The sequence below is a fragment of the Mesorhizobium sp. M7A.F.Ca.CA.004.06.1.1 genome (assembly GCF_003999135.1).
GTDB lineage: Bacteria > Pseudomonadota > Alphaproteobacteria > Rhizobiales > Rhizobiaceae > Mesorhizobium.
On the sequence record NZ_RZPQ01000112.1, the window covers coordinates 1 to 11,346 of the forward strand.

Here is an 11,346-nt window from a genome sequence, read left to right on the forward strand (position 1 = left end):
GGACCGGAATCGTCAAGGTCGGGGCGAAGACCGAATGGCCGGAGTGGCGCCCGCCGCAGGAAATGCGGGCCCGCCAGCCGGAGCTGCCGAAAATGGTGCCCGCCGGTCCCTACAATCCGCTCGGCGCAAGGGCGCTCTACCTGTCGCGGGACGGGCGCGACACGCTCTACCGCATACACGGCACCAACGACCCGTCGGGTGTCGGCTTCGATGGGACATCGGGCTGTTTTCGTCTCACCAACACGGATGTGATCGATCTTTTCAAACGCGTCGCTGTCGGCGCAAAGGTGGTGGTCCAATGACGATGATCAGCGAACCGGACATGCCGGCGATCGATATCGGAAACCAGGAACAGCGAGAACCGGTTGCCACCGAGAAATTCAGCAAGGCAAAGACGATCGGCGTCATCGTCGCCGGTGGCGCGCTTCTTATCACCGCGGTCAACATGGCGGCCGCGGTCTATCTCTATCGGGGCATGAGCGACCTGCGCTTCGTCGAAGCGCGGCTGGAGCAGCTCGGCGCGTTCGAGCAGCGGATCGCGGCCCGGCTCGACACGGTCAACAACGGTTTTCAGAGCCGGTTCGAGAAACTGGACAGCCAGTTGCAAGGCAGCTTCAACGAGATCGATGCCGGCATTGCCCGGCTGGGGCAGACTATGCCGGTCGCCGGCGGCGAGGCCATGCCAGGTGCGGAAGAACCGTCCGAATTCGCCACCAGCACGCTGGCGCAAGCGCCCGAAGCGCTCGACGGCGAGAGCGCGAGCGAGCCCGGCGTCATCGAAGCACCCGCACCCAGGAAGAGAATAGCATCGGCCTCGCCCCCTGCCCCAAGCTCCAACTACCAGCGCATCCAGCAGCCCGACGGCAAGGTCTATTACCGCCGGATCAACTAGACGCCATTGCTCTAGAGATCGCGCTGCAGCGCCAGGATGCGGATGGCCCGGACGGACCGCTCCCGCGCCTCAGTGAGGAAGGCGATGTGGCAGTAGGCACAGGCCACGATGCCAAAAAGCAGCACCAGGCTGTTCTTCAAGGTGAAATCGACGGCCAGCGAATACGGAAGACCCTTGGGCGAGGTGAATTCGGCAATCGTGCTGGCCGTTTCCGAATGGCTGCCGACGGCGATCATCAGGCCAGCGAAAATCAGGGCGACATGGTTGGCGAGGAACGAGGATGCCGATCTTTTGGCGTGGCACGCCACCCAGCAGACGATCGCTGCGGCGGCAAGAATGACGGCGTCGATAGCCATGGAGCCGCCCAGCCAGACATCGACCTGCTGCCAAAGTACCGTCGACAGAGGGCGCAGTTCAAGCCATAGCCACCATGCGGTGGGGCTGGCCGGATAGGCGCCCAGCAACAAGGTCGCCATGCGCTCCCCTGCCAGGACCGCCAGAATGAGAAACGGAAAGGCGAAAAGCAGAAGCGGCTGGCGTTTCATGTTCCCTCGACAATCTGCAAGCCAGGATAGGCTGTATAGATTGCTCAAGGCTTAACAGCCTACTTCCGGCCCTCTCCCGTTTGCGAGCGTTCGAGGACGGCAAAGAAGATCACGGTGAGCAGAAGGACGATCAGCAGCAGCACGAAGGCGGCTGCCGCGCCTTCGTTGAGCGAAAGGCCGAGAAAGGCACGGCGATAGGCAAAGAAGCTCAGCACTTCGGTCGCGTTGCCCGGCCCGCCCTTGGTCAGGACATAAGGCAGATCGTAGGTCCGGAACTCGTTGATCAGCTGGATGATGATGGTGATCGCCGCGACCGGCCGAAGCATCGGCAGGGTGATGTAGAAGAATTGCTGCCAGCCGCGTGCGCCATCCACTTCAGCCGCCTCATAGGGATCTCGCGGCAAAGCGGCGAGCCCCGCGGCGAGGATCAGCACGACGAAGGACATTTGCTGCCAGATGTCGATCGCCGCCATCGTCCAGAGCGCCATGCCTGGCGTGCCTAGCCAGTCGAGGCGCGGCAGGCCAAACGTTTCCATCAGATGATTGGCGATGCCGAGATTGGGCTGGAGCAGCATGCGCCAGATCAGGGCGACGCTGATCGGCGACATCGCCATGGGAATGGTCAGAACCGCGAAATAGACCGGCTTCATCCGGACCGTCCGGTTGAGCATCAGGGCGATGCCGAGCCCGATCACGAATTCGCCGACCACCGTCACCGCCGAATAGCGCACGGTGAGCCAGAGCGCGTTCCAGAACAGCTCATCGCCGATCATCGAGGCGAAATTCTTGAACCCGACAAGCGGCAGAAGCTGCGGCTTGATCAAGGTCATCGAGGAGATTGAGAGGATGCAGGCATAGGCCAGCGGAAAGCCCATCACGATCGCCAGCAGCAGCAGGCCGGGCAAGGCAAAGGCCCAGCCGGTCCGCCATTCGCGGCCACGGGCAGCCAATCCTTTTTTGATCGCGTTGAACATCGTAACCGAGCCTTGGTCGGGGTGTGGCGTTCCTGGTCTGGTCAAGATCCGGGGTCTGGACAAGATCCGGCGCGGCTGACACCGCCGCGCCGGATCTCCTGGCCGAGCCGGACCGCTATTTGTCGAGGAGCCCCTGCAAGCCGTCGGAAGCCGCCTTCAGTGCTGCCTCCGAAGTCGCCTGGCCGCCAGCCGCCAGCGACAGCTGGGTACCGAGCAGATCCTCGTATTGCGCCGAATAGGTGAAGATCGGAAACGACTTGCCGGTCGCCACCACATCCTCGGCGGTCTTGTAGAAGGGATATTTCGCCAGCACCGCCGCATCGGCATAGACATCGCTGCGCACCGGCGCGTGGCCCTCGAGCGCGCGCTTCACCGAAACATCCTTGCTCTGCACCCACTGGATGAAGGTCCATGCGGCTTCCTGCTCTTCCGGCGACGTGTTCTTGGGAATGCCCCAGCCCCAGCCGCCGCTTTCGCCATGGCCACCCGGCATCACCGACAGGCCGACCTTGCCGGCGACCGTCGGACACTTCACGGCATCGTCCATCTGCGGCAGCATCCACCAATAGGTGACCATGCTGAAGGCGGAACCGCTGCACATCAGGCGCATGGTGTCATCGAGTGTCGCCGATATGGCACCCTGCTGGGCGCCATGCTGGATGTTGTCGACATAGAGATCGAGCGCCTTCTTGGCCTCTGCCGTGTCGAGGCTCGCCTTGCCGTCGGCATTAAGATAGCTGCCGCCGGCGGAGAACAGGTAGTTGGAGAATTCCATGCTGTTGGGATCGCCGCGCTGGCCCTGCATCGCGGCTCCGGCGACGCCTGCATTGGCCTTCATGAATTTGGAAATCGCCACATAGTCTTCGAGGGTCGTCGGCAAAGCGAGTTCCTTGCCGGTTGCCGTCTTGTAGGCGGCCTTGAGCTTCTCGTCGCCGATCAGGTCCGTGCGGTAGAGGAGGCCCATCGAGTAGTTGTACATGGGCACCAGGAACAGCTGATCCTTGGTCCGGCCGAGCAGGTCAAGCGTCGAGGGAATGAAGGGGCCTAGATCGTATTTGGATTTCTCGACGAAGGGTTTCAGATCGGCGAGCCAGCCGGCGGCCGGAAATTCGCCGGCCCACAGGAAGTCGACCTCGAGCACATTGTAGTAGCTCTGCGGCGCGGTCAGCTGGGACACCAGCTTGTCGTGCATGTCGGGATAGCCGATCTTCTCGAACTCGACCTTGATGCCGGTCTGCTTCTCGAATTCGGGCAACAGCGCTTCGATGATCTTGGTTTCCGGCACGTCCTCCATCAAGGCGTGCAAGGTGATGGGCTCAGCCGCCCTGGCCGGAAGCGATGCGCTGACAACAGCTGCCCCGCTCACGGCCGTCATCAGCATTTTGATCAAGGTCTGCTTGTTCCAAGTCATAACTCTCTACTCCTCTTTCCCTCTGGACGCGGCGGTGATCCCGTCACGATTTCATAACCGGCTAGCGAGCCATGTCGGCTCTCGGAGCGGCCGGCCTATTTCACGCTGCCGAACGTCAAGCCCTGGACGATGAAACGCTGGATGAAGCGGGAAGCCACGACCAGCGGCAGGATGGCAAGGACGACGCCGGCAGAGACCTTGGCGATCTGGACGCCGTTCGAGGTCTGCAACGCGGCGAGCGCAACCGGTATCGTCGCCGTCTTCGGCCCGCTCAAAACCAGGGCAAACAAAAACTCATTCCACGCCAGGATGAAGCCGAGGACGCCGGCGGCCGCGATACCGGGCATCGACACCGGCAGCACAATGCGCCAGAAGGCGCCCCAGGCAGTCGCGCCGTCGGTCATCGCCGCCCACTCCAGATCGACTGGAATGCCTTCGAAGAAGCCCATCAGGATCCAGGTCAGGAAAGGCAGGTTGAGCGCGGCATAGACGATGATCAGCCCGGTCAGCGAATTGCTGAGCTCCAGGCTTCGGAACAGCGTGAAGGTCGGCAGCACCAGCGCCACGGGCGGCAGCATTTGCGTCGCCAGAACGGCAAAACGCGCCCACCGACCGCCCGTACGGAAGCGGGCGAAGGCATAACCGGTGGTGGCGGCAAAAGGCAATGCGAGCAGAACCGAGCCGAGCGCGACGATCAGGCTGTTGAGGTAGGACTGACCGAAGCGGCTCGACAGGAGCGCCGAATAATTGTCCGTCGTAAAGGCCGGCATCAGCTCGTTGCTGTAGGATAGCTGCTCGGGCACGAAGCTCGTCCGCAGCACCCAGAGCGGCGGCAGCAGCACGATGGCGCAAACGACAATCAGCCCGAAATGCAGGCCGAAGCGGCGACGAAAGGCCGGCCGCTCGTTTCTGTCCATGCTGGTCATCGAGCGGCCCTCATGAGGCTCGGCCGCGCGATCACCAGTTCGGTTTCGGGATCAAACAGGTGCATCGGCAGCGGGTCGATGTAGAGTTCGACGATCGAGCCGACGGGCGCCGTGAAATAACGGCTCAGGCGGGCGGCGATCTCCAACGGCTTGCCGCCTCCGGCGGGATGGGCATCGTCCGTGCCGGTGGCCTGACCGGCAATCTGGCCGATCAGGACGTTCTCGGCGCCGAGGGCCTCGACGGCCACGACCCGTACGGCAATCTTCTGCCAGTCCGGCTTGTCGGGGCTTTCGTGGAAATCCTCGGCCCGCACCCCCAGAATGACGCGGCGCCCGACACGCTCGCCATAGGCGTTGCGATGGCGGGCGGGGACGGCAAGCACGGCGCCACTATCGGTCAGGACGGAGAGCCCTTCGCCAGGTGCGGCCTGAAGCGTGGCCGGAATGAGGTTCATCGGCGGCGTCGCCAGGAAGCGCGCGACGAAGGTGTTGACCGGGTCGGCATAGACTTCAAGCGGCCGGCCGGCCTGGACCAGGCGACCATCGCGCATGATGCATATGCGATCGCCCATGGTCATGGCCTCGACCTGGTCGTGCGTGACATGGACGATGGTGCGGCCGAGGCGTCGGTGCAGCTTGACGAGTTCGAGCCGCATCTCGGCACGCAGCTGCGCATCGAGGTTGGACAGCGGTTCGTCAAGCAGGAAGGCCGCCGGTTCGCGAACGATCGCCCGGCCGAGCGCGACACGCTGACGCTGGCCGCCCGAAAGCGCTGCCGGCTTGCGGCCGAGAAGATTCTGCAAACCGAGCAGGTTCGCGGCGTCGGCAATCTTGGCATCGATCACTGCTGCGTCGGTGCCGCGCATTTTCAGCCCGAAAGCCATGTTCTGCCGCACCGACATATGCGGATAGAGCGCGTAGCTCTGGAAAACCACCGCGACGTTGCGGTCGCGCGGCGCGACATTGGCGACGCTCTTGCCGCCGATGCGAAGATCGCCGGAGGAGATACTCTCCAGGCCGGCAATCATCCGCAGCGTCGTCGACTTGCCGCATCCCGACGGGCCGAGAAAGATCACGAATTCACCATCGGGAATGGTGAGATCGACCTCATGCACCCCGTAATTGCCATTGCCGTAGAGCTTGGAAACGCGATCGAGCTCGATAGACGCCATAGACTTTCCTCATGAACCCGTCTGACCCGGCTGAACGCCGAAGGCCGAAGTCGAGCGAACGGTCATCTTAGAGAACAAAATGTAACATTGAAAGCCTGCCTTCTGATCATATGTGTTCACTTTTTTGGATGGCGCGTGCCAGCATCAGGATCCGGTTACAGCCGCCAAAAGCCGTCAGGTCATGTAGACGCCGCCGGTCACGTTGACGCCCTGGCCAGTCATGAAGCGGGCTTGATCCGAGCAGAGGAACACGACGACGTCGGCGACATCCTCCGGCAACTCGAGCCGGCCGAGCGGCGTCTGCGCGATATAGTCGGCGACCACCCGTTCGGGCGTGACCTGCCGCAGATGCGCCTCCCATTCGACTTCGCGCGATTGCATGCCGGTCTTGACGAACCCCGGGCAGACGGCATTGACGCGGATTCCCTTGGGCGCGAGCTCGCGGGCAAAGGCCTGCGTCCAGCCGAGCACGGCGAACTTGGATGCCGAATAATGCGCCAGGAGCGGCGCACCGACCTTCGCGGCAAGCGAGGCGGTGTTGACGATGCAGCCCGTGCCTTGCTTGACAAAATGCCGTCCAGCGATCTGATTTGCGAGGAATACCCCGCGCGCATTGACCGAGAAGTTGAAGTCCCACTCCTCGTCGGTCAGATCGAGCGCGTGCTGCATGGTGGACACGCCGGCATTGGCAATCAGGATATCGCAGCCGCCTAGCGCTTCCAGCACAGTGGCAAAGGCCGCCTCGACGGAATCGCGACGGCGAACATCGACCGTGACGGCGGCGGCACCGCCGCCAATCTCCTCGGCCGCCTTGCGCGCGGCGTCGGGATCCAGATCGCCGATCGCCACGGCGACACCCTGCCGCGTCAGGGCGGCCGCGATCGCGCGACCGATCCCCGCGCCGCCACCCGTCACAAAGGCACGCTTGCCCGCGAGTTCGGCAAGCACTGGAGGAATGACGGAGGCAGCCGGCATGGTCGTATTCTCTCTGCTTGGTGGCGGAACGCGTTCTGTTGATATCGAGATGCATACCAATAAATTCGAACACTGCAAACATATTTTTGTTTGAAAATGTTTGATCATGCGGTAGAGTCGAAGTTGCAGACCGCTTCGTCAGCTGCTTACCCACCGGATACATCGATGGCCGACGACACCGCCTCTCCCCTATCGTCCACGCATGGCGCACCGCGCGATGCCGATCGTCAGCGCCTTCTCGCGCACGATCGACAGGCACGCATCCTGGCTTTCCTGCGCCGCACGGGGTCGCTCACCGTCGCTGCGGCAGCGGCCGAACTCGCCGTTTCCGACATGACGATCCGCCGCGATCTGGTCGAATTGGAGCGCGAGGGCAGGCTTGTACGAATCCACGGAGGTGCGATCGAGGCGGACAACCCGCCGCTGGTCGCCATGGACAGTGAGGAGCCGAGTTTCGATTCGCGCTTGCGCCAGCGCCGTGACCCGAAGGCCGCGATTGCCGCCGCCGCGGCCGCCTTGGTTTCGGGATACCGCACGATCGCATTGGATGTCGGCACCACCACCTATCTGATGGCCGAGCACCTCAAGGACCTTCCGCACGCCAAGGTGTTCACCAACAGCCTCAGGATCGCGGCGGCGCTGAACGGCGGCGTGCCCGAAGTCTATGTTGCCGGCGGCCGTGTACGGGCCGACGAGATGTCGACCGGCGGGCCCGCGGCCATCGCCCAGTTCGAGGCGCTGTGGTTCGATGTCGCCGTGATCGGCGTCTCCGGCATCACGGCGGACGGCCTCTTCGACTATTCCTTCGATGATACCGATATGAAGCGCGCCTATCTGAGACGCTCAGGCACCAAGATCGTGCTCTGCGATTCCGCCAAATTCCTGCGCATGTCGCTGGTGCGGATAGCGCCACTGTCGGACATCGACATCCTCATCACCGATGCCGAGCCGCCGGCCAAGATCGCCGCGGCGCTCGCCGCGGCCAAGGTCGACCTGCGCATCGCGCCGCCGCTGACGCGCGACTGAGGCGCAACATTTTCACTTTATCCCCAAGGAGACGACTCGATGGTATTTGAATTTTTCGGCGACAAGAAGAAGGCTGTCATCTCGATGGCACATATCGGTGCCCTGCCGGGAACGCCCCTTTATGATGCCGATGGCGGCCTCGACAAGCTGATCGATGGCGTACTCTCCGACATCCGCAAGCTGCAGAGCGGCGGCGTCGATGCCATCATGTTCGGCAACGAGAACGACCGCCCCTATGTCTTCAAGGCGCCGCCCGAAGGTATTGCCGCCATGACTGCGATCGTCCAGGCGGTGAAACCCGAGCTGAAGGTGCCGTTTGGCGTCAATTATCTCTGGGATCCGACTGCCAGCGTCGCGATCGGGGCTGCCACCGGAGCCCGTTTCGTGCGCGAGATCTTCACCGGCCTGTTTGCTTCCGACATGGGCCTGTGGGAGCCCGATTGCGCCGCCGCCTCGCGCCTGCGGCACAATCTTGGCCGCGACGACATGAAGCTTCTCTTCAACATCAATGCAGAGTTCGCACACTCGCTCGACCAGCGTCCTATTGAATTGCGCGCCAAGAGCGCGGTGTTCTCGTCGATGGCCGACGCCATCCTCGTTTCCGGTCCGATCACTGGCCAGCCGGCCGACCAGTCCCACCTGCGCAGCGTCTGCGAGACGATCAAGGACGTGCCGGTCTTCGCCAACACCGGCGTGAACATCGACAATGTCCGCGATGTCCTTTCGCTGGCGAGCGGGGTCGTGATCGGGACCCATTTCAAGATCGATGGCAATACCTGGAACGCCGTCGACGGCGATCGGGTCAAACGCTTCATGGACGTTGTCGCCACTTTGCGCTGAGAACGGCTTCCACGGCGATGCCGGCCATCGCGCCGGCTCGCGGTGATCATATCGATCGTTGCGGGCCGGCGTCCGGAATGATCGACTGGTATCGAGCAGCGGGACACGACGAGGCAGACAGGTTCGCCCGCCTGCCCTTCCCGGCATTTCAATGGATTCGACATGGCGTTCGTTCTCGGTCTCGATATCGGCACCACCTCGACGATCGGCATTCTGATCCGGCTTCCCGATCAGGTGCTGGGCCTCGCCTCGCGCCCCGTCACGCTGCATTCCGAGCATGCGGGCTGGGCCGAGGAAGATCCCGCGCAATGGTGGACCAATGTCCGCGAGATCGTGCAGGAGCTGCTGAGGACCAGCGGCATCAAGGCCGAAGAGATCGTGGCGATCGGCACCACCGGCATGCTGCCGGCGGTCGTTCTTCTGGACGAGCAGGGCGAGGTGCTGCGACCGAGCATCCAGCAGAGCGACGGCCGCTGTGGCGCCGAAGTTGCCGAACTGCGGACCGAATGCGATGAGGCGGCTTTCATCGCCAAGGCCGGCAACGGCATCAACCAACAGCTGGTCACCGCAAAGCTGCGCTGGATAGAGCGTCACGAGCCGGAGGTGTTCAGCCGCATCGCCACCGTTTTCGGCTCCTATGACTATATCAACTGGCGCCTCACCGGTGAACGTGCGGTCGAGCAGAACTGGGCGCTGGAGGCCGGCTTCGTCGATGTTTCGACGCACCGGATCGACGACGACCTGGTGGCGCTCGCCCACATACCGCGCTCGGCCGTGCCACGAAAGATCGCCTCGCATGAGATCCTCGGTTCCGTCTCGGCGAAGACCGCGGATGAGACCGGCCTGATGGCGGGAACACCTGTCGTCGGGGGTGCGGCCGACATGATCGCTTCCGCGCTCGGCGCCGGAGTTGCCAAAGCAGGCGATGTCCTCCTGAAATTCGGCGGCTCGGTCGATATCCTGATCGCCACCGATCAGATCAAGCCAGATCCCCGCATGTATCTTGATTACCACCTGGTGCCGGGCCTGTTCATGCCCAATGGCTGTATGTCGACCGGCGGCTCGGGCCTCAACTGGTTCGTACGCAATTTCGCCGGCGGCGAGATGGCCACGGCACAGGCCGATGGTATTTCGGTACACCAGCGGCTCGATGCGCTGGCGGCAGAGCGTCCCGCCGGTGCCGACGGCCTCACCGTCCTGCCTTACTTCCTCGGCGAGAAGACGCCGATCCATGATCCAGCGGCTCGTGGCGTGATCGATGGGCTGACGCTGTCGCACGATATCGGCCATGTCTGGCGCGCTTTGCTCGAGGCCTATGCCTTCGCCATCGCGCATCATATCGAGGTGCTCAACGACATGGGCCACCGGACCGAGCGCTATCTCGCCTCCGACGGCGGCTCAAGCAGCAAGGTCTGGATGCAGATTGTCGCGGATGTCCTGCAAAAGCCGGTCCAACGCCTGACCGGGCACCCCGGCTCTTGTATCGGCGCTGCCTGGACGGCGGCGATCGGCGTCGGCCTGACCGACGACTGGTCGGGCGTTTCCGGTTTCGTCAGCTTCGCCGACCGGCTCGATCCCGACCCGCGCAAGGCTGACATCTACCGCGACGGCTATCGCCGCTATCGCGATCTTTATGCGCGCCTGTCGGCTCCTGGCGCGACCAGAGCGGGATCGTCATCGTGATGTATCGCGCCGTCGCCTGGGACATCGACGGAACGCTGATCGACAGCGAGCCGTTGCATCATCAATCCCTCCTCGCCGGCTGCCGCAACTGGAACGTCGATCTTGACGACCTGCCCGACCAAGCCTTTCGCGGCATCCATATGGGCGACGTCTGGACAATGCTGCGTCCGCGTCTCCCGGTCGGGCTCGACCAGGCGGAGTGGCTCGCCGCTATCAATGCCCACTACGTCGCGAACCGGGCGAACGCCGTCCCGATCCCCGAGGCGGTCGAGACGATTCGGACCCTGGCTGACCGCGGCGTCCCGCAGGTCTGCGTCTCGAATTCCGGCCGGCAAGTCGTCAATGCCAATCTCGATGGGCTCGGCGTGCTCGACCATATGAGTCTCACAATCAGCCTCGACGACGTGTCGGCCGGCAAGCCCGACCCCACGCCCTATCGCGAGGCCTGCCGGCAGCTCGCCGTAGCTCCAGGGTCGGTGGTGGCCGTGGAAGACAGCCGCACCGGCACAAAGGCAGCACGAGCCGCCGGTCTGTTCGTGGTCGGCTATCTCCCCAGCGGCGGCCTGCTCGGCGACGTCGATCTCAGCACCAACCGCCTGTCGTCGATCCTGGACCTGTTTCCCGGCTGAGGGTTTGCGCGTCGTTCCAAGTGTGCGCTTGACCATGCATGCAGGTTTGTAGCGTGATGGCAGCTGATCGATTCACATCGATCCGGTAGGAATCCTCTTGCGCCTCGGCGTCGTGAAACCGCGAACGACACCACACCCAGGATTGGACGCTTGATGAACGACCTCCCCCGAACACTTGCAGCGGACTCGCTCGGGCCAACCGTGACGATCGGAGAAATCCTGGTAGAGATCGTCGCGAGGCAGACGGGCACCGGCTTCCGGCAACCTATCGAC

General features: G+C 63.3%; 12 protein-coding genes and 1 pseudogene. 7 read left to right on the forward strand and 6 right to left on the reverse strand.

Translation table 11 applies throughout. The annotated features are described in order from the left end of the window. Both EN906_RS09810 and EN906_RS09815 read left to right on the forward strand, forming a co-directional pair. The coding region (locus EN906_RS09810; RefSeq protein WP_164777143.1) for a L,D-transpeptidase at positions 1–302 on the forward strand (302 nt) is incomplete at its 5' end. Next, on the forward strand, positions 299–892 hold the full coding sequence (locus EN906_RS09815) for a hypothetical protein (RefSeq protein WP_127268512.1): 594 nt from the start codon (positions 299–301) through the stop codon (positions 890–892). The genes EN906_RS09810 and EN906_RS09815, both read left to right, overlap by 4 nt. A gap of 11 nt (positions 893–903) precedes the next feature. On the opposite strand, the gene EN906_RS09820 is transcribed toward EN906_RS09815, so the two are convergent. The 6 genes from EN906_RS09820 to EN906_RS09845 form a co-directional block, all read right to left on the reverse strand. Then, a complete protein-coding gene (locus EN906_RS09820; RefSeq protein ID WP_127268511.1) occupies positions 904–1,437 on the reverse strand; it encodes a hypothetical protein in 534 nt (177 codons plus the stop codon). A 59-nt stretch (positions 1,438–1,496) separates the two neighbouring features. Beyond that, a complete protein-coding gene (locus tag EN906_RS09825) occupies positions 1,497–2,411 on the reverse strand; it encodes a sugar ABC transporter permease (RefSeq protein WP_127268510.1) in 915 nt (304 codons plus the stop codon). A 115-nt stretch (positions 2,412–2,526) separates the two neighbouring features. Continuing rightward, positions 2,527–3,822 (reverse strand): sugar ABC transporter substrate-binding protein, encoded by a 1,296-nt coding sequence (locus EN906_RS09830; RefSeq protein WP_127272703.1) that lies wholly within the window; start codon positions 3,820–3,822, stop codon positions 2,527–2,529. A gap of 95 nt (positions 3,823–3,917) precedes the next feature. After that, positions 3,918–4,748: a carbohydrate ABC transporter permease gene (locus EN906_RS09835; RefSeq protein WP_013530271.1), complete on the reverse strand. Its 831-nt coding sequence runs from the start codon at positions 4,746–4,748 to the stop codon at positions 3,918–3,920. Further along, entirely contained in the window at positions 4,745–5,920 is a 1,176-nt protein-coding gene (locus tag EN906_RS09840) for an ATP-binding cassette domain-containing protein (protein WP_127302116.1), read from the reverse strand. Before EN906_RS09840 ends, EN906_RS09835 begins: the two co-directional genes overlap by 4 nt. 174 nt (positions 5,921–6,094) lie before the next feature. Beyond that, positions 6,095–6,895, reverse strand: coding sequence for an SDR family NAD(P)-dependent oxidoreductase (locus tag EN906_RS09845; protein ID WP_127271331.1), 801 nt, complete (start codon positions 6,893–6,895; stop codon positions 6,095–6,097). A gap of 165 nt (positions 6,896–7,060) precedes the next feature. On the opposite strand from EN906_RS09845, the gene EN906_RS09850 reads away from it, so the two are divergent. The 5 genes and pseudogenes from EN906_RS09850 to EN906_RS38185 form a co-directional block, all read left to right on the forward strand. Continuing rightward, on the forward strand, positions 7,061–7,921 hold the full coding sequence (locus tag EN906_RS09850; RefSeq protein ID WP_127271648.1) for a DeoR/GlpR family DNA-binding transcription regulator: 861 nt from the start codon (positions 7,061–7,063) through the stop codon (positions 7,919–7,921). 39 nt (positions 7,922–7,960) lie between these two features. Next, positions 7,961–8,761: a BtpA/SgcQ family protein gene (locus EN906_RS09855; protein ID WP_023809131.1), complete on the forward strand. Its 801-nt coding sequence runs from the start codon at positions 7,961–7,963 to the stop codon at positions 8,759–8,761. 162 nt (positions 8,762–8,923) lie between these two features. Continuing rightward, positions 8,924–10,444: an FGGY-family carbohydrate kinase gene (locus tag EN906_RS09860; RefSeq protein WP_127268746.1), complete on the forward strand. Its 1,521-nt coding sequence runs from the start codon at positions 8,924–8,926 to the stop codon at positions 10,442–10,444. Then, positions 10,444–11,073: an HAD family phosphatase gene (locus tag EN906_RS09865; protein WP_127268747.1), complete on the forward strand. Its 630-nt coding sequence runs from the start codon at positions 10,444–10,446 to the stop codon at positions 11,071–11,073. Before EN906_RS09860 ends, EN906_RS09865 begins: the two co-directional genes overlap by 1 nt. A 153-nt stretch (positions 11,074–11,226) precedes the next feature. Continuing rightward, positions 11,227–11,346: pseudogene (locus tag EN906_RS38185) on the forward strand (sugar kinase); the annotation flags it as partial.

Bases quoted from the DNA above. Each gene is read 5' to 3' on its own strand.
- EN906_RS09815 (WP_127268512.1), top strand. From the start codon at position 299: ATGACGATGATCAGCGAACCGGACATGCCGGCGATCGATATCGGAAAC.
- EN906_RS09820 (WP_127268511.1), bottom strand. From the start codon at position 1,437: ATGAAACGCCAGCCGCTTCTGCTTTTCGCCTTTCCGTTTCTCATTCTG.
- EN906_RS09825 (WP_127268510.1), bottom strand. From the start codon at position 2,411: ATGTTCAACGCGATCAAAAAAGGATTGGCTGCCCGTGGCCGCGAATGG.
- EN906_RS09830 (WP_127272703.1), bottom strand. From the start codon at position 3,822: ATGACTTGGAACAAGCAGACCTTGATCAAAATGCTGATGACGGCCGTG.
- EN906_RS09835 (WP_013530271.1), bottom strand. From the start codon at position 4,748: ATGACCAGCATGGACAGAAACGAGCGGCCGGCCTTTCGTCGCCGCTTC.
- EN906_RS09840 (WP_127302116.1), bottom strand. From the start codon at position 5,920: ATGGCGTCTATCGAGCTCGATCGCGTTTCCAAGCTCTACGGCAATGGC.
- EN906_RS09845 (WP_127271331.1), bottom strand. From the start codon at position 6,895: ATGCCGGCTGCCTCCGTCATTCCTCCAGTGCTTGCCGAACTCGCGGGC.
- EN906_RS09850 (WP_127271648.1), top strand. From the start codon at position 7,061: ATGGCCGACGACACCGCCTCTCCCCTATCGTCCACGCATGGCGCACCG.
- EN906_RS09855 (WP_023809131.1), top strand. From the start codon at position 7,961: ATGGTATTTGAATTTTTCGGCGACAAGAAGAAGGCTGTCATCTCGATG.
- EN906_RS09860 (WP_127268746.1), top strand. From the start codon at position 8,924: ATGGCGTTCGTTCTCGGTCTCGATATCGGCACCACCTCGACGATCGGC.
- EN906_RS09865 (WP_127268747.1), top strand. From the start codon at position 10,444: ATGTATCGCGCCGTCGCCTGGGACATCGACGGAACGCTGATCGACAGC.